The following is a 26,177-nucleotide window of genomic DNA, read 5'->3' as shown; positions in this document are numbered from 1 at the left end:
TAGACAATTCGTTATGTAACGGATTGCGTTACATCACACTTCAAAAAAGTAAATAAAACGTTAATCACAAGTTTGTAATCGCTTTCATCTCACTATGAAAAATGCGGCTACGGTTATGGATTTTCCTGCTCTTTAAACCATCTTAAAACTGGCTAAAAAGGAAAATGAAGAAGAAAACAAGCGAAGACATTCGGCGCGAGTTGGCTATAATACTCGGCACTTGTTTGCCACATATTTTTAAAGGAAACAGACATGAGCTTACTCAACGTCCCTGCGGGTAAAGATCTGCCGGAAGACATCTACGTTGTTATTGAGATCCCGGCTAACGCAGATCCGATCAAATACGAAATCGACAAAGAGAGCGGCGCACTGTTCGTTGACCGCTTCATGTCCACCGCGATGTTCTATCCGTGCAACTACGGTTACATCAACCACACCCTGTCTCTGGACGGTGACCCGGTTGACGTACTGGTCCCGACTCCGTACCCGCTGCAGCCGGGTTCTGTGATCCGTTGCCGTCCGGTTGGCGTTCTGAAAATGACCGACGAAGCCGGTGAAGATGCGAAACTGGTTGCGGTTCCGCACAGCAAGCTGAGCAAAGAATACGATCACATTAAAGACGTTAACGATCTGCCTGAACTGCTGAAAGCACAGATCGCTCACTTCTTCGAGCACTACAAAGACCTCGAAAAAGGCAAGTGGGTGAAAGTTGAAGGCTGGGAAAACGCAGAAGCCGCTAAAGCTGAAATCGTTGCCTCCTTCGAGCGCGCAAAGAATAAATAAGTTCTTCTAGCGTAATAACCCTGAACGCCGGGCTTCGGTTAGTAGGGGTTTTTTATGCCCGCGATAAATAAACACACCTTATTCCACCACCGCCTGCAAACGTAATAACGCCTCTTCCACCACCTCACCCGCAGCCAGACCAATACGCTTTGCCAGCCGGGCGCGTAGATCCATCATCCGCACCTGATTCACCAGCACCACGCCGTGCACATCGCCTTCTTCGCAATGTAAAGGAACGCTAAATCCGGCATAACGGGCAAAATTTCCGCCCTGCGTAATGGGGGCCACCAGCGTCATTCCCAGTTGATTAAAGGCTTGAACGGAGAGCACAAGCGCAGGTCGACCAGCACCTTGCTGTTCATGGCCGCTTGCTGGATCAAAGCCAACCAGCACAATGTCTCCCCGTTCAAATTCACTTTTCTTTACCATATTTCGTCACCCGCAGGGGTGGATTTACCCCAGACATCCTGCTCGCTAAGTTCCGTGGCGTTCATGTCACACTGTGCCAGCAGTTCATCAAGCGAGTAGCGCCTGGAGATGGGTGTCAGAATCAGTTGATTGTTGCTCACTTGCGCCTCCACGCTCTGCCCCGGCCGTAAGTTAAGTTCTTTCATCACAACATTAGGAATGACCATACCTGAACTGTTCCCCCATCTTTTTATGGTAATACGCATCTGCACCTCCTTAAGTTATACAAAGTATAACTCACGGTACTACAGGAAACGTTTTACCCCTGCGCATTTGTGAACGCCAGCAGAGTTTTTTATGCGTTAACAGATATGGAAAGCGGCTCGGAGAGAAAAGCAAAAGGTGAGGGAATTACAAAACAGAATGCGAGTCGTCTCGCAAAAAACAACGCCACCCGAAGGTGGCGTATGCGTATGGTCACTTATCCCTGTCTAACCAGTCGCCGCTTTCAATTAGCTTTAATCCATCGACGGGTCGTTGATAAACGTACATCCATGCACTCCCGTACGGCGTCTGAATCAACTGGCGCGCGTATTCACCGCCCCTGGTGCGCAAGGCATCAAGTTCGGCCAGCGTGGCGTTGTCAATACGATAAACTTCACCGTGTACTGTTCCGTTCCCCGGAACTGCGCCTGGATAGTGGCCCAGGCTATACAACTGGTAGTTATCGATACTGAAATCGCCCAGTAACTGGGCATTGGTCATCCAGTGACTGTTGCCTTGTTTGTGGCGTAAACTGCCGTAGACAAATATTCGCATTGCTAAAACTCGAACTGATAGAGCAAATCCAGTGCCTGGTCTACACCAGACACGGCTTCCAGATATAGCTTAGGCATCAGGCGATAACGTAACGTGAGTGTTGCTATAGAGTCAAATATACCCACGCCGTATTTCACTTGTAGACCTGGCAATACATAGCCGCTGACCACCACCTGGGAGGAGTCGCCTACTCCCTGGGTGTCGAGCGCTAAATTGCTTACGCCAAACGTCTCGCCGATTTTACCCACAATCTGACCACTTTGTGCAACCCCCAGACCAATCAGCATTGAGGTCATCGCCGCACTGTCGCTCTGATCGCTCTCCAGCCCTTGTCCACGTAGCAAATAAGACAATGCAGCTTGTTGCGACATGGCCGGGTCAGAGAAGATCTCCGCTTTCGGTTCGTCCGCCAGACCAGTGACGCGAACTCCGGCGATTACGTCGTCTTCTGTAGCATCCGGGTTACGAATAGCTTCGATATTAAGATACGGTTGATCCGGCGGACCAGAGAACAGTAACTCACCCTTACGCACAATCAGATCCTGACCATAGGCATGGAAACGCCCTTCAGGGATGTTGATCTGCCCGTTCAGGCCCAGCCCTTGTTTATCCTGTACGACGTTAAGATCGCCCGTCAGCCGCGCTTTCAGGCCAAAGGCGTCAATGCGCACATTGTTGCCGACGTGGACAATCAGGTTGCTGTTAATGGGAATCGACGCCGTTTTTGCCTCTTCCGGTTGCAGGTTATCGTTAAGCATCACCACATCGCTGGAGACGCCCACCGCACTTTCCGGCAGATCGTGCACCACGATGCGCGCCCACGGGACATCCACGCGACCATCGAGGGTAAACAGGTTTGGTGTAGCCTCGAATACAACATCTGGCGATACATCCATTCGTACCATCGGCGGCACGGTGATCCGCACTTTACTGCCCTTCGCTGTTACCCGCGCCCGCCAGTTTTCAATCTGGCTCCAGTCGGCGTCGCCGTTCAGGTAGATCTCACCCTGCTGGGTCCGCACGGTACCGGCAAGCGTCGAGCGCATACCGTTAAAGTTGACCGCAAGCTGGCTCGGTTGCATATCAAACGGCATAAAGTTGCCGTCGATATCCACACCCGTAACCTGAAGCTGACCAAACAACTGCGGGCTTTGCACATCACCACCCAGACGTAAGTTGGCACTCACCATCCCCGCTGCTTTTTCCCCACGGGTAAAGATGGGGTTTATCATCGCAAGGTTGAAGTTACGGATATTGACGTTGCCACCAAGATTACGGCGGCCTTGCGGATCGGTCACCTGCACCTGTCCATCAAACTGGCCGTTATTGGTCAGGCGGATGGTCCAGCCCAATTCGGCACGGTTGTTACGCAATTCCGCCGTCAGATTCAGTGTCTGAAACGCCACGGGCAGCGCCGCGTCGTTGACGGTTTGCGTTACCTGCACGTTACGCCCCGAAAGGGTGATACTGCCCTGCGGCAGCCCCTCTTTCGTGGTGTCCCAGGCAACGTCCGCTTTACCCGTGAAGATACCGCTGGCCTGAGTGGTTTCTGGCATAAACGGTTTCAGCATGGCGAGGTCGAAGCGGTTGAGATTCACCACCGCACGCCCTTCAGCCCCGGCATCAATGGTTTGCGGCACGCACAGTTCCGCATTCGGGTTAAGCCAACAGTGTGGCCCGATGCTGATTTTTTGCTCCTTATTGCGGTAATCCAGCGCAATATCGCGGGTCAGCGACCACGGGCCGACCGGCGTCTGGAAGCGGGTATTGCTAAGAGTTCCCTTCCAGCGTTCTTCTTTGCGATCAAAACTTCCTGCCAGATTAAGCTGCCCGGAAACCGGCTCGCCCTGAATCCGCAACTGTAACTCGTGCTGTTTTTCGCTGCCTTTGGCATTCAGGGTGACGAGGTTGATACTCACATCGGGCTGCGAGATTTGCTCAACGCGTACGTCAAGTTTACCCGCAATCTGATCGGTGGATTTGATATCGCCTTCCACGCGAACCTGCGCCACGGAAAGTTCCTGCCAGCGCAGGCCGCGCGCGGTGATATCCGCCAGTAGTTGTGGCGCTTCCACCGTGCCGCGTACTTTCACCAGCCCTTTCGCTGTACCGCCAAGCCCCGGCAGCGCGTTATCCAGCCCCGGCGCGTTGATGGTGGCATCAAGATTGAGATCTTTTACCCCCAGCTCGCCTTTCACTTCGGCACTGTTTGGCCCCAGTTCCAGATGCAGCCCTGGGATCTTCCACTGCATATAACTGTTGCCTTTCAGCGTGCCGTCAACGTTCACTTTGTTCTGTTTGACGTTACCGGTCAGCTTCAGTTCTGGCACCTCCATCTGCCAGGTGCCGCCGTACAGGCTACCGCGGGTTTTAATCAAGCCATTGAGTTTCGACGGCCACTCCGGGAACTCTTTGGCGGTGTTAATGCCGTTAAGCGTTAGCTCACCGCGCCAACTAATGGCCTGCTGCCAGTCGAGCAACGCTTTGAGTTCAGTTTTCCCTTCCAGCGCCGCGACGGTGAGTTTGTCGAGATTGACCTGCTGTTCATTACCTTTGGCATCAAGGGTAATGGTGGCTGGCGGGATCTCCTGTCCCTTCACTGCCGTGCGCATAGAGAGCGTGTAATCGGTCATTTTGCCGGTAAGTTTCAGTTTCAGATCATCCGCCTGATACTGCTTCTCTCCAGTGAACGGCCAGTAAAGCTGTTTGCTGTTCACTTCCACGTTGAGCGGCAATCCGGCTTCCGCCAGTCGCGTCTGGGCGCGTAAATCCATATCCACCGGACCAGAAAGGTTAACGCCTATCTCCAGCTGTTCGCGCAGCGCGCCGCCCACTTTCAGCTTCACCTTTTCACCTTTCAACGGCTCCACGTTCAGTGTGCTGTTGAGGGTGATATCCACCGGCCAGTTGTCTGACAGCTGCGCCGTGCCGCTGGCGTTGACAATCCCCTGGTTGGAGTCGATATCCAGCGCGTCCAGTTTGGTATTGCCGTCGATGCTGCTCACTTTCAGCAGCATGGTGCGCACGGTGATGTCTGTGTCGCCCGTCACGCGCAGTTGCTCGCCCTTAAACTCTTCAATGTTCAGGTTGAGCGGCAGATGCACGTCGGTCATTTCCGGCAATACCGGGCGAGAAAAGAGATCTTTCAGCGTTTCGCCGAGCGGTTTTTCATCCGGCTGCGGATTTTCAATCTTCGGTTCGACCACTTCTTCCTGCGCCACTTCTGCCACTTTCGGCAAAGCAATCAACAGGCCTTTCAGCGACGTCGGTTTCAGGGTCAGGGTTTTCTCCTGCCAGTTCAGGCCGGAGGTGAAGTCCATCACCGATACCGTGGTGTCATCAATCTTGATGTTGACGTTATCCAGCGCCACCCGTGTCAGGGTGATGGGATACGGCGTGGAGAGATCCAGCGGGCCGCTATCTTCCTCTTCTTCAACCTGTTCAGAAGGAGGCATTTTTTTACTGTCGATGTTGACCTGAATGTCTTTCAGCGCCAGGTCATTAATACAAACGCTACTGTTCCACAGGCACTCAAGCCCGACCGCCAGATGCAGATTGCCCGCTTTTACCGCCACGCCTGGCTGCTCATAACGAACGTCAGACAAGGTGAGATCGCGCCAACCGCCGGTAACCTTGCCAATATCCAGTCCTGGCACCCAGCGATCCGCCGCTTTAAATACCAGATGCAGGCCGCTGGTGGTGCCCACCAGAAACGCCACCGATCCCAGCAACAGTAAGATAACGATAACCACGCCGAGGCTGATTTTTTTCCATAAACTCATAATTCTGGCCCCAGACCGATGTAAAACTGTAACCCGTGTTCGTCTTTATCCGCGACCGGTACGGCAAAATCGAGTTTGATTGGCCCGACCGGCGATTCCCAGCGCACGCCGACCCCGGTACCGGTTTTAAAGTCGCTGCGGCGAATATCGCTTACCGCTTCGCCGCTATCGACAAACACCGCGCCCCACCATTTTCCGGTCACGTTGTACTGGTACTCCAGCGATCCGGTTATCAACTTCGAGGCCCCTTTCAGGTCACCGTTGGCGTATTTCGGAGCGATTGATTTGTATTTGTAGCCGCGAATACTGCGATCGCCCCCGGCGAAGAAACGCAGATCCGGCGGTACTTTGTCGAAATCACCGGTTTCAATCCAGCCCAGCGTGCCGCGTGTAACAAAACGATGGCGATCGTACAGTGTGCGGATCCAGACGTTCTGCGCCTGGAAAACGGAGAAATCGACATCTGAGCCCCAGGCCGTGTTGGAGTAGTCGATAGAGTAGCGTTGCGAGTCGCCCCAGGTTGGCATCAGGCCACCGCGAGAACGCGTGCGGCTAATCATCACCCCAGGATAAAACAGCATCGTGGTGTTGGTAATTTCACCCTGGGTAAAGTGGTCGAGACTCCAGCGCAGGTTAATGGCACGCTGCCAGCCGCTGGAGAGATCCCAGTAGCGAGAAGCCACCAGCGTAGTGGAGTCAGACTCGGTATCGTTCAGGTCAGTGCGCTTAAAACCGCCCTGCACCAGATAATATTGTTCCAGTGGATTCTTCAGCAGTGGCATTTTATAGCTGAAGTCGAGGGTCTGTTCCGGCGCGGAAATACTGGTACTGGTGGTCAGACTGTGACCATAAGAGTTCATCCACGGCTTTTTCCACGTCGCTTTCACGCGCGGTCCCACGTCCGTAGAGTAACCGACCCCGGTTTCGATGGTGTTTTCTGTGCGCGGCGAAACCACGCCCGTCAATGGTAATACTTTCGTTTCGCGCGCTTTATCAAATTGTGGAGCCACCACCACCGAGTTAAACCAGCCGGTAGCAGAAAGTCGACGGTTCAGTTCTGCCAGATCTTTCGATTCGTACTCATCGCCTTCTTTAAACGGCACCAGATTTTGCAGGTATTCATCGCGGATTTGTGATCCTTCAAAGGTCACATGCCCAAAGCGGTAACGTTCGCCACTGTTATAATCAATATCCCAGAAGGCTTTATGCAGGCCGAGCGCAATGCCCAGCTGCGCTTTGGTAAATTCGCTATCGAAATAACCTTTACGCAACGCAATGCTGGTTAAGGACTTTTTGAAATTTTCATAATCGCCCTGGTTCAGTACCGTACCAATAGCCGGGCGAGTATCGAGCAATTTCAAATAGTCTTTATCGGTCCGCGCGCCGCCGCGCAATACCACATCGGTGCCGCCAATTAACACCGGCACACCTGGCGTGACTTTGGCGATCAATACCTGCCGCCCTTTCTTTGGCGGTGGACGGAGATCAAATTCAATGGTCGGCTGGTAATAACCCAGCGCTTTCAGACCTTCGCGGATGGCATCATCGACGCGTGCGCGAAAGCGACGGTCTGGCGTCACTTCATCACTTTCAATCGTAGAAAGCTGCGCACGAACGTTCTTTTCCAGCTGTCCCGATAACCCCTCGACCTGTAGACGGACGTTCGCGGCGACGGCAGCTCCGCTTAAGCAGAGTAAGCTTACACAGCATAACTGTCGGATATAGCGCACATTTTCTCCTGAATATCCTTTTTTCCTGCCCCTGGAACGCCGTTAAACGGCTTAACAAAAATCCAGTAATATGGATTAAAAAGCAGACTAAACCCCAAATATTTCTTATGTTTTACTTTAGACCTATTCACAGCGGTTATTGTGTGCAAATACGCCTCTTGTTACAACCTTAACCCCAATGACCGATTTTCGGGAGAGCGACACCATGAGTTTATTTGATAAAAAGCATCTGGTTTCCCCCGCCGATGCCCTGCCTGGACGTAACACCCCGATGCCCGTAGCCACGCTGCATGCGGTCAACAGTCACTCAATGACCAATGTACCTGACGGAATGGAGATTGCCATTTTTGCGATGGGTTGTTTCTGGGGTGTGGAGCGACTGTTCTGGCAGTTACCCGGCGTTTACAGCACCGCCGCAGGCTATACCGGCGGCTATACGCCAAATCCGACTTATCGGGAAGTGTGCTCCGGTGATACGGGTCATGCCGAAGCGGTACGCATTGTTTACGATCCTTCCGTCATCAGCTATGAGCAGTTGCTACAGGTATTTTGGGAGAATCACGATCCCGCCCAGGGAATGCGTCAGGGCAATGACCACGGCACGCAGTATCGTTCAGCGATTTATCCGCTGACCCCAGAACAGGATGCCGCAGCTCGCGCCAGTCTGGAACGTTTTCAGGCGGCGATGCTTGCCGCCGATGACGATCGTCGCATCACCACGGAAATCGCGAACGCCACACCGTTTTATTATGCCGAAGATGACCACCAGCAATATCTGCATAAAAACCCGTATGGTTACTGTGGAATTGGCGGAATTGGCGTCTGTCTGCCGCCGGAAGCATAGCGTTACGGGTACAAATGTAGATTGTTGATAAAGTGCTATTTGTCTATGCCGGATGCGGCGTAAACGCCTTGCCAGGCCTACAAAATCGTCCAAAATCAATATATTGTGGGGACTGCGTAGGCCTGATCGGCATAGCGCATCAGCCAGTTTTTCATTTATCAGCAGTCTGAATTTTAACCCTCTGGCGGCTTTACAGTACCTTACGCTATACTAGCCACTGAAAATGCCGGTTCACTTTCTTCGAATCGGCTTTCAATGTGTATTTCACACAAATTAATCAACTTCCCCTTCCGAGGATCTGGCCTGAAAGGTCGGATAAGATATGTTAAACAGTATTTTAGTCATACTCTGCTTGATCGCTGTAAGTGCGTTCTTCTCGATGTCCGAGATCTCGCTTGCCGCTTCACGCAAAATCAAACTTAAACTGCTGGCAGATGAAGGCAATATAAATGCCCAACGCGTTCTGAATATGCAGGAAAATCCCGGCATGTTCTTTACCGTGGTCCAAATCGGTCTGAACGCAGTGGCGATTCTCGGCGGTATCGTCGGTGATGCGGCATTTTCTCCAGCTTTTCACAGCCTGTTCTCCCGCTATATGTCGGCAGAACTCTCTGAGCAACTGAGCTTTATTCTCTCTTTCTCGTTAGTGACTGGCATGTTTATCCTGTTTGCGGATTTAACCCCGAAACGCATCGGTATGATTGCGCCAGAAGCAGTGGCTTTGCGTATCATCAACCCGATGCGCTTCTGCCTGTACGTTTGCACCCCGCTGGTGTGGTTCTTCAACGGCCTGGCGAACATGATCTTCCGTATTTTCAAACTGCCAATGGTACGTAAAGATGACATCACTTCTGATGACATCTACGCGGTAGTGGAAGCCGGTGCGCTGGCGGGCGTGTTACGTAAACAGGAACACGAGCTGATTGAAAACGTCTTTGAGCTGGAATCCCGTACCGTTCCGTCGTCAATGACACCGCGTGAAAACGTGATTTGGTTTGATCTCCACGAAGATGAGCAAAGTCTGAAGAATAAGGTGGCGGAACATCCGCACTCTAAGTTCCTCGTCTGTAATGAAGATATTGACCACATCATCGGCTATGTCGATTCTAAAGACCTGCTGAACCGCGTGCTGGCTAACCAAAGCCTGGCACTGAACAGCGGCGTACAAATTCGCAACACGCTGATTGTGCCGGATACGTTAACCCTTTCAGAGGCGTTGGAAAGTTTTAAAACCGCAGGTGAAGACTTCGCGGTGATCATGAACGAGTACGCGCTGGTAGTGGGGATCATCACCCTCAACGACGTGATGACCACGCTGATGGGCGATCTGGTCGGTCAGGGGCTGGAAGAGCAGATTGTCGCCCGTGATGAGAACTCATGGCTGATTGACGGCGGCACTCCGATTGACGACGTCATGCGCGTGCTGGATATTGACGAGTTCCCGCAGTCGGGCAACTACGAAACCATCGGCGGCTTTATGATGTTTATGCTGCGTAAGATCCCGAAACGCACCGATTCGGTGAAATTCGCCGGCTACAAATTTGAAGTGGTGGATATCGATAACTACCGCATCGACCAGCTGCTGGTGACCCGAATCGACAGCAAGGCCACCGCCCTTTCGCCAAAATTGCCTGATGCTAAAGATAAAGAAGAAAGCGTCGCGTAACCCCCAGAAACATCAACGGCTCCTGAATCAGGAGCCGTCTTATTACTGCATAGCACTTTGGTTAAGCCATCTCTGTTTGCAGACGCATAACCTGACGGTTAACTTCGGACATCACTGACAAATGCAGCTTATCCTTCACTTTTGGGATAAGAATCTTACCCTTATCAAATTCAAAAGCGCCAACGTCCTTGATGTATAACCGTCCACGGAACAGGATCTTTACGTACTTCGCCACCTGAAGTGGGTTGTACCGTTGGAAAATTTTCATTGTTATCTCCTGCTGAGTATTACGCCTGTGCGGTGCCACAATCGGCCCAACTATTATGAGGCGCAAATTTTAATGCTTAGTGACTATAGACTATCCGGGCAATGTTTCCACCGCGTATAACTTTTTTTACCTAAAGGTTACAATTATTCAGAATTATCTTTTTACCGAAGCGCGGTCTTCAGTATAAGCATTCATTTTTCATATGATTTGTGCGCTTGACCGCAAACTGGCATCACACTTGCGGGAAATTCGATAAATAGCACATATGATTAAAACTCAGACCCAAGTGGTCGGATCACCTGCATATCATAAGAAGGAAACACCATGACCCTACGCAAGATTCTGGCACTCACCTGCCTGCTGTTGCCGATGATGGCTTCCGCACATCAGTTCGAAACCGGTCAGCGAGTGCCGCCGATTGGCATTACCGATCGGGGCGAGTTGGTGCTTGATAAAGATCAGTTTAGCTACAAAACCTGGAACAGCGCGCAGTTAGTGGGAAAAGTGCGGGTACTGCAACATATTGCTGGTCGCACCTCTGCAAAAGAGAAAAACGCGACGCTGATTGAAGCGATTAAATCAGCGAAGTTACCGCACGATCGTTACCAGACCACCACCATTGTTAACACCGACGACGCGATTCCGGGTTCAGGGATGTTTGTGCGCAGCAGTCTGGAGAGTAATAAAAAGCTTTATCCCTGGTCGCAGTTTATTGTCGATAGCAATGGCGTCGCGCGCGGTGCCTGGCAGCTGGATGAAGAAAGTTCCGCTGTAGTGGTGCTGGATAAAGACGGTCGCGTGCAATGGGCCAAAGACGGGGCGCTCACACCGGAAGAGGTACAGCAAGTGATGGGCCTGCTGCAAAAGTTGCTCAAATAATGGCAATAACATAAATTCTGCAAAAATAATTTTCCCCTATCGTTATCTATGGGATAGGGGAATTAAGCCTCTGAGTTCTTACGCCGAACTCATACTGGTAACGCTAGTTGCTTTTTTTTAAACGCCTCAATGGTCGATTTATATTTCTCGCAAATCTTTTCTTCGGTAATATCACTATCTGCGGCCAGATTCGCACTTACTATCGCATCCACTTGTTCGGCTAATTCGACTTGTTGGCAACCTGCATTAACCAGAAAATTATAAATAAGAGAGTAATCTTCATCCTCCAAAACAACAGAGGAACCCTTACGAAAACGTTCATCCCCTCCATAGATTTTAAGCGCAAAGCCCAAAGATTCTATGACTATGGCAAAATTATCATCAATTATTTTTTCGTAAATATACCATCCATCGCATTCTTTAATTCCACCTCCTGGTATTTGGAGGTCAAATTTACCCCGTTTTAATTTACTTACTATATCATCCAATACAGCATAACCTAAAGACACGTCACCAAACGCCTGGCGAATATAACCTTTAATCCTTTCCGGTATGTCAGACTGTTTTTTCTGCAGAATATCCCAGGCATACAATCTTCTGTTTTGTTCTAACGGAAACTCGCGGTTTTTGAAATCCATGAATGAGTTATACTCATTTATTGTTATGGGAATTTCTTCGTATTCAAATCCACTGCCTCGCAATGTCATTATATATTCGGCACCGTTATCTTTAAGGCTGAAACTGATAAGAAACTTATCCATGGCGTTAACAGTTTCATTTTTTGATGAAAGTATCTGATAACTATTTTTATCAATCTGAGTTGCGCAACGAAAGAACTCCCTCAAAGTTAACAGGCTATCATAATTTGAAATCCAATCTTTTTTATTAAATGCATGCTGGATATTGTTAAAAAAATTGTTTGAATGTGTTTTTGTATGCGATGATTTTACGAATAACTCCACCGCACCAATAAAATTATTGTGTCTGATCCTGGGTAACATATGGCTACCTTATTTTATTTGGTTATTTTATATCGCCATTAAATATCTCATTATAGAAATAAACTATCAAAAAACGCTCATTATTAAAATATAACTTATTAGCAATTGAATTTTTGCACTTTAAATACAATCTCTTTTTATTTATAACTTTTTAGGTTGGGAGAAATCAGGATGGCAGAATCAGGAAATACACTGTTTCTGCCATCTGAATTTAGTAAATAGACACTCTGAACCCCGGATTCAGGAACGACTCGCGCGGAGTGTAATCCAGCGGTTTACCCTGCCAGTCGTGAACGTGCGCTCCGGCAGCTGCGGCCACAGCATGTCCAGCGGCGGTGTCCCAAATATTCGTTGGTCCGAAGCGCGGGTACAGCTGCGCCTGCCCTTCCGCCACCAGGCAGAATTTCAGCGAAGAGCCGATGGACGTGGTCTGATGTTCGCCAAGCTGTTGCAGATACTCTTTCAGCTCCGCATCTGCATGGGAACGGCTGATAACCACCAGCGGCGGGCGCGCATCACGGACCTGAATCTGCTTGCGCACGCCGCACTCTTCTTTCCACGCTTTGCCTTCTGCCGCGCTGTACATTACGTTCATTACCGGCGCATACACCACACCTAAAATCGGTTTGCCGTGGTCGATGAGCGCAATGTTAACGGTAAATTCGCCATTACGTTTAATAAACTCTTTAGTACCATCCAGCGGATCTACCAGCCAGTAACGCTGCCAGTGCTGACGGACTTCCCAACCGGGAGGATCTTCTTCAGAAAGGACCGGAATATCCGGTGTCAGCGTACGTAAACCGTCCATGATAACGGTGTGTGCGGCAATATCCGCTGCCGTTACCGGAGAATTGTCCGCTTTGCTGACGACGTCCATCGGTTTCGTCCCGTCGTAGACCTGCATAATGGCATCGCCTGCATTCCGTGCAAGCTGGCATACTTGATCTAACATTTCTCCACCTCGTCTCTGTGAGCGGTGTTAACTTATTGTTTTACTTATACCCTATCGTTAATGAATGCGCCAACTGTGATAGTGTCATCATTTTCAAAGCGTAAAATTGTGGCATTCTTCACTGTTCTATAAGTAAGACGTTTATTCTCCCTTTTCTTTCGTATTCCCGATGATAAAAGGATGTCCCTGATGATTAAGTTTAGCGCAACGCTCCTGGCCACGCTGATTGCCGCCAGTGTGAATGCAGCGACGGTCGATCTGCGTATCATGGAAACCACTGATCTGCATAGCAACATGATGGATTTCGATTATTACAAAGACACCGCCACGGAAAAATTCGGACTGGTACGTACCGCAAGCCTGATTAACGATGCCCGCAATGAAGTGAAAAACAGCGTACTGGTCGATAACGGCGATTTGATTCAGGGGAGTCCGCTTGCAGATTACATGTCGGCGAAAGGTTTAAAAGCAGGTGATATTCACCCGGTCTATAAGGCATTAAATACGCTGGACTATACCGTCGGCACGCTTGGCAACCACGAGTTTAACTACGGTCTGGATTACCTGAAAAATGCGCTGGCGGGAGCGAAATTCCCTTATGTAAATGCCAACGTCATTGACGCCAGAACCAAACAGCCAATGTTTACACCGTATTTAATTAAAGGCACCGAAGTGGTCGATAAAGACGGAAAAAAACAGACGCTGAAGATTGGCTATATTGGCGTCGTCCCGCCACAAATCATGGGCTGGGATAAAGCTAATTTATCCGGGAAAGTGACGGTGAATGATATTACCGAAACCGTGCGCAAATACGTGCCTGAAATGCGCGAGAAAGGTGCCGATGTCGTTGTCGTTCTGGCGCATTCTGGTCTGTCTGCCGATCCGTATAAAGTGATGGCGGAAAACTCAGTTTATTACCTCAGTGAAATTCCGGGTGTTAACGCCATTATGTTTGGTCATGCTCACGCCGTTTTCCCGGGTAAAGATTTTGCTGATATCGAAGGGGCTGATATCGCCAAAGGCACGCTGAATGGTGTTCCGGCGGTAATGCCGGGCATGTGGGGCGATCATCTTGGTGTGGTCGACTTACAACTCAGTAATGACAGCGGTAAATGGCAGGTGACGCAGGCGAAAGCGGAAGCACGACCGATTTACGACATCGCTAATAAAAAATCCCTCGCGGCGGAAGACAGCAAGCTGGTAGAAACACTCAAAGCCGATCACGATGCCACACGCCAGTTCGTCAGCAAGCCAATCGGTAAATCTGCCGACAATATGTATAGCTATCTGGCGCTGGTGCAGGACGATCCGACCGTGCAGGTGGTGAACAACGCGCAAAAAGCGTATGTCGAGCATTACATTCAGGGCGATCCGGATCTGGCAAAACTGCCGGTGCTTTCAGCTGCCGCACCGTTTAAAGTTGGTGGTCGCAAAAATGACCCGGCAAGCTATGTGGAGGTGGAAAAAGGTCAGCTGACTTTCCGTAATGCCGCCGATCTTTATCTCTATCCCAATACGCTGATTGTGGTGAAAGCCAGCGGTAAAGAGGTGAAAGAGTGGCTGGAGTGCTCCGCCGGACAGTTTAACCAGATTGATCCTAACAGCACGAAACCACAGTCACTCATCAACTGGGATGGTTTCCGCACCTATAACTTTGATGTGATTGATGGTGTGAATTATCAGATTGATGTTACCCAGCCCGCCCGTTATGACGGCGAGTGCCAGATGATTAATGCCAATGCGGAAAGGATTAAGAACCTGATCTTTAACGGCAAGCCGATTGATCCGAACGCCATGTTCCTCGTTGCCACCAATAACTATCGCGCTTACGGCGGCAAATTTGCCGGTACGGGCGACAGCCATATCGCTTTTGCTTCACCGGATGAGAACCGCTCGGTGCAGGCAGCGTGGATTGCTGAAGAGTCGAAACGTGCGGGGGAAATTCACCCGGCGGCGGATAACAACTGGCGTTTAGCACCGATAACTGGCGATAAGAAACTGGATATCCGTTTCGAAACCTCTCCGTCAGATAAAGCCGCAGCGTTTATTAAAGATAAAGGGCAATATCCGATGAATAAAGTCGCGACCGATGATATCGGGTTTGCGATTTATCAGGTGGATTTGAGTAAGTAATACACTTCTTTTTCGGCCTGCAAATCATCAACCGCATCCGGCATTTATTGGCGGATGCGATGCTGGCGCATCTTATCCGCCCTACAAGCCATGCACCGTAGACCAGATAAGCTCAGCGCATCCGGCAGTTATGCCGCACGTTCATCCCGCACCGCTAACACCTCGGGCAAATTCAACTCAATCCAGTCCGCCAGTGCAGCAACCTTTTCGCTCACCTGCTCGCCCAGCGGCGTGAGGCTATATTCCACATGCGGCGGCACCACCGGATACGCGATACGGTTAAGAAAACCATCCTGTTCTAACGCCTGTAACGACTGCGCAAGCATCTTTTCACTCACCCCACCGATTTTGCGCCGCAGGTCGCTAAAGCGATGAGTACCTTCGCGTAGCGCCACCAGAATCAACACCCCCCAACGGCTGGTGACGTGTTTCAACACCTCGCGCGACGGACACTGTTCAGCGAAGAGATTTCCCTCTTTCAGTTGTTGCGACAGGCTAACCTGACTCATCTCATACTTACCTTTTTGTACGTACTTACTAAAAGTAAGTTTAGGTGTTAGCGTATTTAAACACAAGACAAACGATGGAGACTTCCTATGATCGCAATTACTGGTGCCACTGGCCAACTTGGTCACTATGTTATTGAATCCTTGATGAAAACGGTTCCTGCCAGCCAAATAGTGGCTATCGTTCGTAATCCGGCAAAAGCCCAGGCACTGACAGCACAAGGCATTACCGTGCGTCAGGCTGACTACGGCGATGAAGCCGCACTGACATCTGCACTTCAGGGAGTGGAAAAACTACTGCTGATCTCTTCCAGCGAAGTGGGTCAACGTGCCCCGCAGCATCGTAATGTTATTAATGCCGCAAAGGCGGCTGGTGTGAAATTTATCGCTTATACCAGTCTGCTTCACGCGGATAAATCTCCGCTCGGCCTCGCCGATGAGCACATTGAGACGGAGAAAATGTTGGCTGATTCTGGCATCGTTTACACCCTGCTGCGCAACGGCTGGTACAGCGAAAACTACCTCGCCAGCGCCCCGGCAGCACTGGAACACGGCGTATTTATCGGTGCGGCGGGCGATGGCAAAATCGCCTCAGCAACGCGGGCAGATTATGCGGCAGCTGCGGCACGCGTGATTAGCGAAGCCGGTCACGAAGGCAAGGTTTACGAACTGGCGGGCGATAGTGCCTGGACGTTGACACAGTTAGCGGCAGAGCTGACCAAACAGAGCGGCAAACAGGTTACCTATCAAAATCTGAGTGAAGCTGATTTCGCCGCGGCACTGAAAAGCGTCGGACTGCCTGACGGACTGGCGGATATGCTGGCGGATTCTGACGTTGGCGCATCGAAAGGTGGTCTGTTTGATAACAGCAAAACGCTTAGCAAATTGATTGGCCGCCCAACGACAACGTTAGCCGAAAGCGTAAGCCATCTTTTTAATGTTAATAACTAGTTAATTAAAGTGGCATCCTCCCGCATCCTCTCTGATAATGACGGGATGCCGGGAGCAATCATATCTGCTTCCTGAACGTTTCTTCTGACAGATCAATGGATGCCAGTAATGATTAGCGGCGTGCTGTACGCCCTGTTAGCAGGGTTGATGTGGGGGCTTATTTTTGTCGGGCCGTTGATCGTACCGGAATACCCGGCGATGTTGCAGTCGATGGGGCGTTATCTGGCGTTAGGGTTAATTGCGCTGCCCATTGCCTGGCTGGGACGCGTGCGTCTGCGTCAGTTGGCGCGTCGCGACTGGCTTACCGCCTTGATGCTCACTATGATGGGCAACCTCATCTATTACTTCTGCCTTGCCAGTGCCATTCAACGTACTGGTGCGCCTGTTTCCACGATGATTATCGGCACCCTGCCGGTGGTGATTCCCGTTTTTGCCAATCTGCTTTATAGCCAGCGCGACGGCAAACTCGCGTGGGGAAAACTCGCCCCGGCACTGGTTTGTATTGGCATCGGCCTGGCGTGTGTGAATATTGCTGAGTTAAACCACGGACTCCCCGATTTTGACTGGGCACGTTATACCTCTGGCATCGTGCTGGCGTTAGTTTCCGTGGTCTGCTGGGCATGGTATGCCCTGCGCAACGCCCGCTGGCTGCGGGAAAATCCCGACAAACATCCGATGATGTGGGCAACGGCGCAGGCGCTGGTCACGCTGCCGGTTTCTCTCATCGGCTATCTCGTCGCCTGTTACTGGCTGAATACGCAAACGCCGGACTTCTCCCTACCCTTTGGCCCCCGTCCGCTTTTATTTATTAGTCTGATGATTGCGATAGCCGTGCTTTGCTCATGGGTCGGTGCACTCTGCTGGAACGTCGCCAGCCAGCGATTACCGACCGTGATTCTCGGGCCGCTGATTGTTTTCGAAACGCTGGCAGGTTTGCTGTACACCTTTTTACTCCGCCAGCAAATGCCGCCGCTAATGACGCTAAGCGGTATCGCGCTGTTAGTGGTTGGCGTGGTCATTGCGGTCAGAGCAAAACCGGAAAAACCCTTAATTGAACCTGTCTCTGAAAGTTGACACGCTGGCAGTGAGTTAAATAAGCCTCTGCTACGTAAGGGTTATAGCATTCACCTTAAAGATGCATTTAAAATACATCTTATCTTATTAAGAATGAGGTATCAGCTATGGCTTATCGCGACCAACCTTTAGGTGAACTGGCGCTCTCTATCCCTCGCGCTTCGGCTCTGTTTCGTAAATATGATATGGATTACTGCTGCGGCGGTAAGCAAACGCTGGCGCGTGCGGCGGCACGTAAAGAACTGGATGTTGAGGTCATTGAAGCTGAGCTGGCAAAGCTTGCTGAACAACCGATTGAGAAAGACTGGCGTAGCGCCCCGCTGGCAGAAATCATCGACCATATCATCGTGCGCTACCACGATCGTCACCGCGAGCAACTGCCGGAGCTGATCCTGCAAGCGACTAAAGTCGAACGCGTTCACGCCGACAAACCGAGCGTGCCAAAAGGGCTGACAAAATACCTGACTATGCTGCATGAAGAGCTTTCCAGCCACATGATGAAAGAAGAGCAGATCCTCTTCCCGATGATCAAACAAGGCATGGGCAGCCAGGCAATGGGGCCAATCAGCGTAATGGAAAGCGAGCACGATGAAGCGGGTGAACTGCTGGAAGTAATCAAACACACTACCAATAACGTCACACCGCCGCCAGAAGCCTGCACCACCTGGAAAGCGATGTATAACGGCATTAATGAACTGATTGATGACCTGATGGAGCACATCAGCCTGGAAAATAATGTGCTGTTCCCACGCGCGCTGGCGGGTGAGTGATTTGTTCGATCAACGATCCTGACATGGGCAGGATCGTTGATTATTCAGTCATTCAGTGGAAATAATTCATTGTTGTAACTGGTGTACTCACCTTCAACGGTAAGCAAACTGCCGTTTTTATCAAGATGCGCCGCATCGAGTTGTCGAGTCTCATTACGCCGCTTCGCATCACGTACCAGTCCATCGCCTACGTAATAAATATAGTGGTCATCATGAGCAAAGGTATCTGATAATTGACCATTGGCGTATTTAAACCACGTCCATTGGCCTTTCAGTTCAAAATGCTCAACCGTGTCTTCATCAATAAAATACGTATAGCGATCGTCATGTGCTAAATAATTTAATGGTGTGCCATCGGGGCTTTTATACCACTGCCATTGCCCATTAATATCAAAAATAGTCACATCATCGCTCGCAATGAAATAAACTTTATCCCCTACAATATTAACACCTTCCTGTAATTCTTGTTGCGGGTCTGGTAAATGAATGACCGACAGCGTTTTTTCGACCGCAGAAACATACTTCACCAGATAGAGCGAATCTTTATATTGCGCCACATTCTCCGTCAGCGGGCGAAAATATTCCGGATCAACATCAGGAATAGTCGCAACCCGGCAGTCATTAGCACGCCTGGAAGCATCACGCGTCAACCATGTTACTTTATCCCGCTGCAGGTCAAACGTACTCCGACAATTTTTACCGAACGCATAACGTTTCTCCCCGTCTTTATCGCGATAAATTAGCAGTGAACCGGCTATCCAGCGCACAATATGAAAGGTATCCGGATCGGCGTTGATGGCATCTCCATTCACAAAGACCTGTGATTTAGTCCGCCAGATTGTATCCCAGGGTCCCGGATTACTTTTGCTTTGGCAGCTATTGGGGGAAAATAAAATAATTCGTCGGTCCCAGGATTTAACGCCAAGAATAGAATACCCTTGCGCACTGCCCAACCAGTGCCCCTGAAAGTAAATATTGTGACGATCTTTCAGCACATCCGCGGAATCACCTGAACCGCCGACTTGTTGCAACGAATCCATATCGACCTGCTTTTCGTCGCGATTATCATCCGTGCGTTCACCATCAAAATAGAGACTATCTTTATCGGCGGCAAAACGCCCCCACGCGCGGAATGTTGCAACATCAACTTTCGGTGTTCCCGGCGGGTTCTGGACTATTTTCCCTGCCCATAAAATATGGCGGCCATCGGTTAACCAGTCGAAACGCCAGCCGCCATTTGACCGATAGCCAGAGAAGGGAGCCACCCGCACAAAATCATTATTGATATCATCAGGTGAATCGTATTCACCATCAGTGCCGTTGGGTACGCGGCGAAGTTGTTTGAACTTTACCTGCGGCAAATGAATATCCGGAAAATCGATACCGTAACCGTCACTATCTTCAACGATATATTTTGTGCCTTGCCCCCACGGCTGGTAGTAAAACGCAGCATAAGGCACGCCGGAGCAGGCTATCGAAGCGGTTGAAAATAAAGCCAGTGCGAGACAAACGGGTTTAATTGGCAACATAGCATCATCCTGAAGCTGTTAGCGTGTAAGAGGTTATTTAAATAAGGGTTTCAGACCGCTCGGGGGTTGCTTCACCGTAGACCATTCTGCTGAAATGGGGTTGTAACGCAGCCATTCAGTTTGCTCGTAGTGTTTTCCGTCGATTGTGGTTAATCCACTAAGTTCGTGACTGTAGAGTTGCCCGTCTGTAGTGATATACATGTAGCCAGTTACCATGCTTTCCCTATCTAATAATTCAAAAACATCCTCTGGCTTGGGTGTTATCAGTTCACCTTCACCTAATGCATTGGTTTTAACCTTATAGAATTGATCTTTGTAATAGCCTACCGACCCGGTAAGTAAGGTAAAATATTCCGGATCAACTCCTTTAAGCGTTTCATAAACACAATCACTGCCCGCAGGCGTCGCTTCTTGTTTGAGCCTGGACACATTCTTCAAACCGATATTAAATAACGCACAACTGTGACCAATATCTTCCAACGTATAGTCATGCTCGCCGCTTTTATCGCGATAAACTAACCGTTCGCCAGGCATCCAGCGGATTATCTGAAAGGTTTTGCGATCGGCGGGCAGCGGCTTGCCATTAACAATCACCTGCGAATTTGTCATTACAACAAATTGCAGGGATGAATCATGCCGCAGGATTTGAAACCCGTCAGCGCTGCCCAACCAGTGCCCCTTATGCCAAAGACTATTTTTATCACGCAGTAAATTCCAGATGTCCGTCTCTTCAAGCGTTGACATATCCACCTGCTTATCACCGCTATTATCATCGGTACGCTGGCCGTCAAAATAGATACTGCGTTTATCAGCAGCGAAAGCGCCGAATGCCTTAAAACTGGCGGCATCGACATTAGGTTCACCGGATGGATTTTTCAGGACTTTGCCTGCCCAAAGGACAGAACGTCCATCGGTGAGCCAGGTATGCTGGCAATCCCCCTCGTCATCACAGTCGAACTTATCGGGATTAAAATCGGAGAGCAGCCGGGTTTCTTGTTTATTGGCTAAATTGGCAATGCGCCAGAGGCGGGAAAAATTAACGTCTGGTAATTCGGAGAGGATCTCATCTTCTTTTCCCTTCTGTTCGGCAACGTAAACCGTGCCTTTTTCATGCTGGCGGTAATAAAAATCCGCGCCCCAGGAAGGTGAAATGGAGAGAGGTAATGCGGCGATTAATAACCAACTGCGCTTAACCATAGTGAACTCTGCAACGAGTGGCAAAGATTCACGGTAAGCTCGCGCCTGAGGGCTGTCTATGATGGTAGATATTTTTAAGAATATATAAAGACAAAGGCACCCGCAGGTGCCTTTCAGAGCTATAAACGCAGCATTACTTCGCCATGCGTTTTTTACCAATAAACAACCAGCCCAGCCCCAGAGCGATAAACCACAGCGGGGTAACCAGCAGCGCCTGGCGGGTATCATCTTCCAGTGTCAGCAGCACGACCACGAACACAAAGAATGCCATACATACCCAGCACATCAGCTTGCCGAGCGGCATCTTGTAGATTGATTTCTCATGCAAGTGCGGACGCTGTTTGCGATACACCAGGTACGAGCAAAGGATAATCGTCCAGACGAACATAAACAGAATCGCGGAAACGGTCGTGATCATCGTGAACGCGCCAATCACGCTGGGATTCACATACAACATCACCACGCCGCCGAGCAGACAGATACAAGAGAAGGTCAGCCCTTTCGCGGGTACTGCGCGCTTAGAGAGTTTAGCGAACGCTTTCGGTGCCACACCTTCCTGCGCCAGACCAAACAGCATACGACTGGTAGAGAAGACGCCGCTGTTAGCGGAAGAAGCGGCAGAGGTCAGCACCACAAAGTTGATCACGCTGGCAGCCGCAGGCAAACCTACCAACACAAACAGCTCAACGAACGGGCTTTTCTCCGGGACTACCGAACTCCACGGCGTCACGGACATAATAACAATCAGCGCGAAGACATAGAACATAATGATACGGATCGGAATGGAGTTAATCGCGCGTGGCAGTGATTTCTCTGGATCTTTGGTTTCCGCAGCTGTTGTACCTACCAGCTCAATCCCTACGAAAGCGAAAACCGCTATCTGGAATCCGGCAAAGAAGCCACTTAAACCTTTCGGGAACCAGCCGCCATCATTCCACAAATGCGCGAATGACGCTTCCACACCGGTCGGTGACTGAAAGTGCATCGCCACCATGACCAGGCCGACGACAATCAGCGACACAATGGCGACGATTTTGATCATCGCAAACCAGAACTCCATCTCACCGAACATTTTCACGGTGGCGAGGTTGAGCGTCAGCAGCAGCACTATCACCGCCAGCGAGGCGACCCAGTCGGAGAGCTCGGGGAACCAGAACTGAGCATAAGCCGTGATCGCCACCACGTCTGCCATACCGGTTACAACCCAGCAGAACCAGTAAGTCCAGCCGGTGAAATATCCTGCCCACGGCCCGAGTAAATCGGAAGCGAAGTCACTAAAAGATTTGTATTCCAGATTCGAAAGCAGCAATTCCCCCATTGCCCGCATCACGAAAAAGAGCATAAAACCGATGATCATATAAACGAAAATGATCGACGGCCCGGCAAGGCTAATCGTTTTGCCGGACCCCATAAACAACCCCGTACCAATGGCACCGCCAATGGCAATAAGCTGAATATGTCGGTTTGTGAGATTGCGCCGTAGCGACTGTTCAGCCGGAGCCTGATCATCGGCAACGACTTTTACCTGATCTACCATGTTTTTTTCTTCCTGTACCTGTCTGTGTTGTTCAGGCTCTACGGCCTTTAGTCAGTCTATGATACGACGAATCTGTATCGGGACTCATCGATATTAGGTAACAATACGCGGGATGAATACTAAGATTTAGATCTAATGTTAATTTTATGTTTAAAGTGAGTGTCATATCACGGTGATAACGCGAAACAGCTCACAAAAATACACGCTTACGCGGTCTTTGCAACACAAAATAGCGCCGTTTGGCAAACTGAAGGGTTTATTGCTGAATGCCTGCTCCCCTCTGGCTCGAGGGGAACAGAATGCGCTGCTTAGAGGATTTCCAGCAGTTCGACTTCAAACACCAGGGTGCTGAACGGAGGGATGGATGCGCCTGCGCCGCGCTCGCCATATGCCAGTTCCTGCGGGATAGTCAGTTCCCATTTAGAACCTACCGGCATCAGAGTCAGTGCTTCAATCCAGCCAGGGATCACGCCATTAACCGGGAATTCAGCGGGTTCACCACGAGCAACGGAGCTGTCAAACACGGTGCCGTCGATCAGTTTACCGGTGTAATGAACACGAACGCGGTCGGTACGTGCCGGAATTGCGCCTTCACCCTGGTTGATCACGCGGAATTGCAGGCCAGATTCGGTGCTATTCACACCTTCTTTTTTGGCGTTTTCTTCCAGGTATTTCACACCTTCAGCAGCCATCGCCTGGAAACGCTGACGACGAACGGCATCGGCGCGTTCGTGGATTTCACGCAGCGCGCGGTGCACCACATCAACCGGAACAGCCGGATGTTTGCCTTCCAGCGCATCAGCAATGCCTGCAACCAGTGCTTCTGGCAGCAGCCCTTCCAGGCCAGATTCACTCAGTTGTTGCCCTACCTGCAAACCAATGCCGTAGCTTGCTTGCGCTTCGATGGTGTCAAAAGTTGGGGTGGTCATCGTATTTCCTTTCTTAGGGTATAAAGTAGCGGGCAGCATATCAGCCACACTTCTTTGGGTAAAACTTTGTCGCGGGAATGATGACAAATCCCGGGGAAAAAGAAACAATAGCAATATCCCGTATGAATATAATAAAGGCGGGTTTACCACGGACATCATAGCGTTAGCTTATTCATAGGCTATGATTGAGGAACAAGACGCGGAGCAGGAGGAAACCATGCCCGGGCGCTTTGAACTAAAACCAACCCTGGAGAAAGTCTGGCACGCGCCGGACAATTTTCGCTTCATGGACCCGCTGCCGCCGATGCATCGTCGGGGGATCATTATTGCCGCCATTGTATTGGTGGTCGGATTTCTGCTTCCATCTGATGATACGCCCAACGCGCCGGTGGTGACGCGTGAAGCGCAGTTAGATATTCAGTCGCAATCACAACCGCCGACAGAAGAACAGCTGCGGGCGCAATTAGTCACCCCACAAAATGATCCTGATCAGGTGGCTCCGGTCGCTCCAGAACCTATACAGGAAGGCCAGCCAGAAGAGCAGCCGCAAACTACCCAAACGCAACCATTCCAGCCAGATAGCGGAATTGATAATCAATGGCGCTCTTACCGTGTCGAACCCGGTAAAACGATGGCGCAGCTGTTCCGCGACCACGGACTGCCCGCTACCGATGTCTATGCAATGGCGCAGGTAGAAGGCGCGGATAAGCCGCTGAGTAATTTGCAAAACGGGCAGATGGTGAAAATCCGCCAGAACGCCAGCGGCGTGGTGACGGGCTTAACCATTGATACGGGGAATAATCAACAGGTCCTGTTTACCCGTCAGCCGGATGGCAGTTTTATTCGCGCGCGGTAGATGAAGGGTCAACCAGAAGCCAGCTAAGGAGCGTCTCTTTGATGACCTTACGTCTGGCTTCCAGTGCCTGAGGTGAAACCATACTGATATGTTGACATCCTCCACGCCCTGAAGGACGTGGATCCCTGCTACGTTCAGGCTGTCGCCTAAATCATTTCGGGGGGTTCCTGCTTCAACGAGCGGCCTGACTGCACCATCTCTCCACAGGCAAGAACGGCGTGCCCCGCCGCTAAAATGTTACGAGCGCCATTTACATCGGCGTTCGCTGTATATCCACATGCCTGGCATCTGAATTTACTTTGTGACAGGCGATTTTCTTTCGCTGTATGACCACAGCACGCGCAACGCTGGCTTGTGTACGCTGGCGGAACAGCAAGCACCTGACCGCCACGCCAGAGCTGCTTGTACTCAAGCTGGCGGCGCATTTCATACCAGCCCTGATCCAGTATCGAACGGTTTAAACCTGATTTTGCCCGGACATTGCGCCCCGGCTGGCTGACCGTACCCGCTGCTGACTTTGACATGTTGCTGACCTTCAAATCCTCAATGACTATCATTGCGTGGTTTTTGCTGACGGTCGTTGTGACTTTGTGAAGGTAGTCCCTGCGGATATTTGCGATACAGGAATGCAGTCGCTGTATTTTGCGTTTCTGCTTCTGCCAGTTATTGCTGAATTTGACCTTGCGGCTTAACTGTCGCTGAAGTCTCGCCAGCTTCTTCTGGTTTTTCTGAAAACTGTTTACAGGCTCAAAGACTGTGCCATCTGACAGCGTGGCGAGTTTAGCCACGCCAGCATCCAGCCCGACCATTGATGCTGAAGGGTGAACCGGAGTTGATACTTCATTTTCAGTCTGAATACTGATGTACCACTTACCGCAGGACTGGCTGACAGTGACATTTTTCACAACACCCGTGACCTGACGGCTATTCCGGTAGCGCATCCAGCCAAGTTTCGGCAGAAAAATACGGCTGTTTTCCTGATCGAGCTTAACGCCCTGCGGGTAGCGGAATGCATCATTCTGTCCCCGCTTTTTGAATCGGGGAAAAGCAGCCCGCTTCTGGAAGAAGTTTTTGTAAGCCCGCTCAAGGTCTTTCAGTGACTGTTGCAATGGCTGTGAGGGCGAATCTTTAAGCCATTGCGTTTCAGTGGCGTTTTTCCACTCAACCAGCCAGGAAGCCATTTTCCCGTAAGGGATGTATTTATTACCGGCCTCATGATTCTCATTCTGACGTGCCAGAGCACGATTGAAAACGAAACGACATGCGCCTGCGAAGCGCCTCATTTCACGCTCCTGTTGACCACCGGGTCTTAACTGGAATTTAAATGCCTGTAGTCGTTTCACAGGCCAAATGATACTTTGGTCTGTGAGAAAAGAAACCGATATCCGGCGTGGAAGGCATTGTGTTTTCCTGATGCATGTTCACCAGGTCTTTGTCACCAAATACCGACGTCAGATTTTTGACCATGACGCGACAGAAAAACTACGCACTTACTTTTCAAATGTATGTGCTGATTTTGAAGCTGAACTGGTTGAAATGGATGGCGAACCAGATCACGTCCAT

Annotated in this window: 24 protein-coding genes and 1 pseudogene; 10 read left to right on the top strand and 15 right to left on the bottom strand. The window is 50.4% G+C overall.

The features are described 5' to 3' along the window. Window positions 1–252: 252 nt before the first annotated feature. A complete protein-coding gene (gene ppa, locus ACJHYR_RS22300) occupies window positions 253–783 on the top strand; it encodes an inorganic diphosphatase (RefSeq protein ID WP_000055075.1) in 531 nt (176 codons plus the stop codon). A 78-nt stretch (window positions 784–861) separates the two neighbouring features. Here ppa and chpB read toward each other — a convergent pair whose 3' ends face one another. The 5 genes from chpB to tamA form a co-directional block, all read right to left on the bottom strand. Continuing rightward, window positions 862–1,212 carry an endoribonuclease toxin ChpB gene (gene chpB, locus ACJHYR_RS22295; protein ID WP_000239581.1) on the bottom strand — a complete coding sequence of 117 codons (351 nt, stop codon included), beginning with the start codon at window positions 1,210–1,212 and terminating at the stop codon, window positions 862–864. Next, window positions 1,206–1,457 (bottom strand): type II toxin-antitoxin system antitoxin ChpS, encoded by a 252-nt coding sequence (gene chpS / locus ACJHYR_RS22290; RefSeq protein WP_001223213.1) that lies wholly within the window; start codon window positions 1,455–1,457, stop codon window positions 1,206–1,208. Before chpS ends, chpB begins: the two co-directional genes overlap by 7 nt. A 211-nt stretch (window positions 1,458–1,668) precedes the next feature. After that, a complete protein-coding gene (locus ACJHYR_RS22285; protein ID WP_001219160.1) occupies window positions 1,669–2,010 on the bottom strand; it encodes a gamma-glutamylcyclotransferase in 342 nt (113 codons plus the stop codon). Between the two features lie 2 nt (window positions 2,011–2,012). After that, a complete protein-coding gene (tamB, locus tag ACJHYR_RS22280; RefSeq protein WP_059327937.1) occupies window positions 2,013–5,792 on the bottom strand; it encodes an autotransporter assembly complex protein TamB in 3,780 nt (1,259 codons plus the stop codon). Continuing rightward, entirely contained in the window at window positions 5,789–7,522 is a 1,734-nt protein-coding gene (gene tamA, locus ACJHYR_RS22275) for an autotransporter assembly complex protein TamA (protein ID WP_001269292.1), read from the bottom strand. Before tamA ends, tamB begins: the two co-directional genes overlap by 4 nt. A gap of 205 nt (window positions 7,523–7,727) precedes the next feature. Between tamA and msrA the strand changes: the two genes are divergently transcribed. Both msrA and ACJHYR_RS22265 read left to right on the top strand, forming a co-directional pair. Then, the gene (gene msrA / locus ACJHYR_RS22270) at window positions 7,728–8,366 is read left to right on the top strand and encodes a peptide-methionine (S)-S-oxide reductase MsrA (protein ID WP_072837562.1); all 639 of its coding nucleotides are present in this window, start codon (window positions 7,728–7,730) and stop codon (window positions 8,364–8,366) included. Between the two features lie 322 nt (window positions 8,367–8,688). Then, window positions 8,689–10,032, top strand: coding sequence for a hemolysin family protein (locus ACJHYR_RS22265; RefSeq protein WP_000935042.1), 1,344 nt, complete (start codon window positions 8,689–8,691; stop codon window positions 10,030–10,032). Window positions 10,033–10,093: 61 nt separating this feature from the next. On the opposite strand, the gene ACJHYR_RS22260 is transcribed toward ACJHYR_RS22265, so the two are convergent. After that, window positions 10,094–10,300 (bottom strand): DUF1107 domain-containing protein, encoded by a 207-nt coding sequence (locus ACJHYR_RS22260; protein WP_000689228.1) that lies wholly within the window; start codon window positions 10,298–10,300, stop codon window positions 10,094–10,096. Between the two features lie 324 nt (window positions 10,301–10,624). Here ACJHYR_RS22260 and ACJHYR_RS22255 point away from each other — a divergent pair, with 324 nt between their 5' ends. Then, a complete protein-coding gene (locus ACJHYR_RS22255) occupies window positions 10,625–11,179 on the top strand; it encodes a YtfJ family protein (protein WP_000175285.1) in 555 nt (184 codons plus the stop codon). Window positions 11,180–11,268: 89 nt separating this feature from the next. On the opposite strand, the gene ACJHYR_RS22250 is transcribed toward ACJHYR_RS22255, so the two are convergent. Then, on the bottom strand, window positions 11,269–12,180 hold the full coding sequence (locus ACJHYR_RS22250; RefSeq protein ID WP_000937647.1) for a hypothetical protein: 912 nt from the start codon (window positions 12,178–12,180) through the stop codon (window positions 11,269–11,271). A gap of 211 nt (window positions 12,181–12,391) precedes the next feature. Next, window positions 12,392–13,132 (bottom strand): 3'(2'),5'-bisphosphate nucleotidase CysQ, encoded by a 741-nt coding sequence (gene cysQ / locus ACJHYR_RS22245; protein ID WP_000886909.1) that lies wholly within the window; start codon window positions 13,130–13,132, stop codon window positions 12,392–12,394. A 189-nt stretch (window positions 13,133–13,321) separates the two neighbouring features. On the opposite strand from cysQ, the gene cpdB reads away from it, so the two are divergent. After that, the gene (gene cpdB / locus ACJHYR_RS22240) at window positions 13,322–15,265 is read left to right on the top strand and encodes a 2',3'-cyclic-nucleotide 2'-phosphodiesterase (RefSeq protein WP_059327936.1); all 1,944 of its coding nucleotides are present in this window, start codon (window positions 13,322–13,324) and stop codon (window positions 15,263–15,265) included. Window positions 15,266–15,393: 128 nt separating this feature from the next. On the opposite strand, the gene ACJHYR_RS22235 is transcribed toward cpdB, so the two are convergent. Next, complete coding sequence (locus tag ACJHYR_RS22235; protein WP_000084622.1) at window positions 15,394–15,774, bottom strand: winged helix-turn-helix transcriptional regulator; 381 nt, start codon at window positions 15,772–15,774, stop codon at window positions 15,394–15,396. Between the two features lie 87 nt (window positions 15,775–15,861). Between ACJHYR_RS22235 and qorB the strand changes: the two genes are divergently transcribed. From qorB to ytfE, 3 genes are all read left to right on the top strand, one after another. Next, window positions 15,862–16,722 (top strand): NAD(P)H:quinone oxidoreductase, encoded by an 861-nt coding sequence (gene qorB / locus ACJHYR_RS22230; RefSeq protein WP_000560581.1) that lies wholly within the window; start codon window positions 15,862–15,864, stop codon window positions 16,720–16,722. 108 nt (window positions 16,723–16,830) lie between these two features. Then, window positions 16,831–17,796: a DMT family transporter gene (locus tag ACJHYR_RS22225; RefSeq protein WP_001305661.1), complete on the top strand. Its 966-nt coding sequence runs from the start codon at window positions 16,831–16,833 to the stop codon at window positions 17,794–17,796. Window positions 17,797–17,903: 107 nt separating this feature from the next. Next, window positions 17,904–18,566 (top strand): iron-sulfur cluster repair protein YtfE, encoded by a 663-nt coding sequence (gene ytfE / locus ACJHYR_RS22220; protein WP_000331457.1) that lies wholly within the window; start codon window positions 17,904–17,906, stop codon window positions 18,564–18,566. Between the two features lie 44 nt (window positions 18,567–18,610). Here ytfE and ACJHYR_RS22215 read toward each other — a convergent pair whose 3' ends face one another. From ACJHYR_RS22215 to fklB, 4 genes are all read right to left on the bottom strand, one after another. Next, window positions 18,611–20,095: a hypothetical protein gene (locus ACJHYR_RS22215; protein WP_000936773.1), complete on the bottom strand. Its 1,485-nt coding sequence runs from the start codon at window positions 20,093–20,095 to the stop codon at window positions 18,611–18,613. A gap of 33 nt (window positions 20,096–20,128) precedes the next feature. Next, window positions 20,129–21,292 (bottom strand): DKNYY domain-containing protein, encoded by a 1,164-nt coding sequence (locus tag ACJHYR_RS22210; protein WP_000240846.1) that lies wholly within the window; start codon window positions 21,290–21,292, stop codon window positions 20,129–20,131. Between the two features lie 133 nt (window positions 21,293–21,425). Further along, entirely contained in the window at window positions 21,426–22,829 is a 1,404-nt protein-coding gene (gene cycA / locus ACJHYR_RS22205; protein ID WP_059327935.1) for a D-serine/D-alanine/glycine transporter, read from the bottom strand. A 308-nt stretch (window positions 22,830–23,137) separates the two neighbouring features. Further along, the gene (gene fklB, locus ACJHYR_RS22200) at window positions 23,138–23,758 is read right to left on the bottom strand and encodes an FKBP-type peptidyl-prolyl cis-trans isomerase (protein ID WP_000211225.1); all 621 of its coding nucleotides are present in this window, start codon (window positions 23,756–23,758) and stop codon (window positions 23,138–23,140) included. Window positions 23,759–23,975: 217 nt separating this feature from the next. Here fklB and ytfB point away from each other — a divergent pair, with 217 nt between their 5' ends. Beyond that, window positions 23,976–24,614, top strand: a complete 639-nt coding sequence (gene ytfB / locus ACJHYR_RS22195; RefSeq protein WP_059327934.1) for a cell division protein YtfB — start codon at window positions 23,976–23,978, stop codon at window positions 24,612–24,614. On the opposite strand, the pseudogene ACJHYR_RS22190 reads toward ytfB, so the two are convergent. Continuing rightward, window positions 24,598–24,705, bottom strand: a pseudogene (locus tag ACJHYR_RS22190) (TetR/AcrR family transcriptional regulator); the annotation flags it as partial. The gene ytfB and the pseudogene ACJHYR_RS22190 sit on opposite strands and share 17 nt — an antisense overlap. 55 nt (window positions 24,706–24,760) lie before the next feature. Further along, the gene (locus ACJHYR_RS22185) at window positions 24,761–25,957 is read right to left on the bottom strand and encodes an RNA-guided endonuclease InsQ/TnpB family protein (RefSeq protein WP_001309930.1); all 1,197 of its coding nucleotides are present in this window, start codon (window positions 25,955–25,957) and stop codon (window positions 24,761–24,763) included. Between the two features lie 7 nt (window positions 25,958–25,964). On the opposite strand from ACJHYR_RS22185, the gene tnpA reads away from it, so the two are divergent. Next, the coding region (tnpA, locus tag ACJHYR_RS22180) for an IS200/IS605 family transposase (RefSeq protein WP_410233150.1) at window positions 25,965–26,177 on the top strand (213 nt) is incomplete at its 3' end.

Origin of the sequence: Escherichia sp. WS1450, assembly GCF_046487395.1 — a bacterium.
Classification (GTDB): Bacteria; Pseudomonadota; Gammaproteobacteria; order Enterobacterales; family Enterobacteriaceae; genus Escherichia; species Escherichia coli.
Note: the sequence above shows the minus strand (reverse complement) of the source record. Positions and strands in the feature narration are given on the sequence as shown.

Bases quoted from the DNA above. Each gene is read 5' to 3' on its own strand.
- ppa (WP_000055075.1), top strand. From the start codon at position 253: ATGAGCTTACTCAACGTCCCTGCGGGTAAAGATCTGCCGGAAGACATC.
- chpB (WP_000239581.1), bottom strand. From the start codon at position 1,212: ATGGTAAAGAAAAGTGAATTTGAACGGGGAGACATTGTGCTGGTTGGC.
- chpS (WP_001223213.1), bottom strand. From the start codon at position 1,457: ATGCGTATTACCATAAAAAGATGGGGGAACAGTTCAGGTATGGTCATT.
- ACJHYR_RS22285 (WP_001219160.1), bottom strand. From the start codon at position 2,010: ATGCGAATATTTGTCTACGGCAGTTTACGCCACAAACAAGGCAACAGT.
- tamB (WP_059327937.1), bottom strand. From the start codon at position 5,792: ATGAGTTTATGGAAAAAAATCAGCCTCGGCGTGGTTATCGTTATCTTA.
- msrA (WP_072837562.1), top strand. From the start codon at position 7,728: ATGAGTTTATTTGATAAAAAGCATCTGGTTTCCCCCGCCGATGCCCTG.
- ACJHYR_RS22265 (WP_000935042.1), top strand. From the start codon at position 8,689: ATGTTAAACAGTATTTTAGTCATACTCTGCTTGATCGCTGTAAGTGCG.
- ACJHYR_RS22260 (WP_000689228.1), bottom strand. From the start codon at position 10,300: ATGAAAATTTTCCAACGGTACAACCCACTTCAGGTGGCGAAGTACGTA.
- ACJHYR_RS22255 (WP_000175285.1), top strand. From the start codon at position 10,625: ATGACCCTACGCAAGATTCTGGCACTCACCTGCCTGCTGTTGCCGATG.
- ACJHYR_RS22250 (WP_000937647.1), bottom strand. From the start codon at position 12,180: ATGTTACCCAGGATCAGACACAATAATTTTATTGGTGCGGTGGAGTTA.
- cysQ (WP_000886909.1), bottom strand. From the start codon at position 13,132: ATGTTAGATCAAGTATGCCAGCTTGCACGGAATGCAGGCGATGCCATT.
- cpdB (WP_059327936.1), top strand. From the start codon at position 13,322: ATGATTAAGTTTAGCGCAACGCTCCTGGCCACGCTGATTGCCGCCAGT.
- ACJHYR_RS22235 (WP_000084622.1), bottom strand. From the start codon at position 15,774: ATGAGTCAGGTTAGCCTGTCGCAACAACTGAAAGAGGGAAATCTCTTC.
- qorB (WP_000560581.1), top strand. From the start codon at position 15,862: ATGATCGCAATTACTGGTGCCACTGGCCAACTTGGTCACTATGTTATT.
- ACJHYR_RS22225 (WP_001305661.1), top strand. From the start codon at position 16,831: ATGATTAGCGGCGTGCTGTACGCCCTGTTAGCAGGGTTGATGTGGGGG.
- ytfE (WP_000331457.1), top strand. From the start codon at position 17,904: ATGGCTTATCGCGACCAACCTTTAGGTGAACTGGCGCTCTCTATCCCT.
- ACJHYR_RS22215 (WP_000936773.1), bottom strand. From the start codon at position 20,095: ATGTTGCCAATTAAACCCGTTTGTCTCGCACTGGCTTTATTTTCAACC.
- ACJHYR_RS22210 (WP_000240846.1), bottom strand. From the start codon at position 21,292: ATGGTTAAGCGCAGTTGGTTATTAATCGCCGCATTACCTCTCTCCATT.
- cycA (WP_059327935.1), bottom strand. From the start codon at position 22,829: ATGGTAGATCAGGTAAAAGTCGTTGCCGATGATCAGGCTCCGGCTGAA.
- fklB (WP_000211225.1), bottom strand. From the start codon at position 23,758: ATGACCACCCCAACTTTTGACACCATCGAAGCGCAAGCAAGCTACGGC.
- ytfB (WP_059327934.1), top strand. From the start codon at position 23,976: ATGCCCGGGCGCTTTGAACTAAAACCAACCCTGGAGAAAGTCTGGCAC.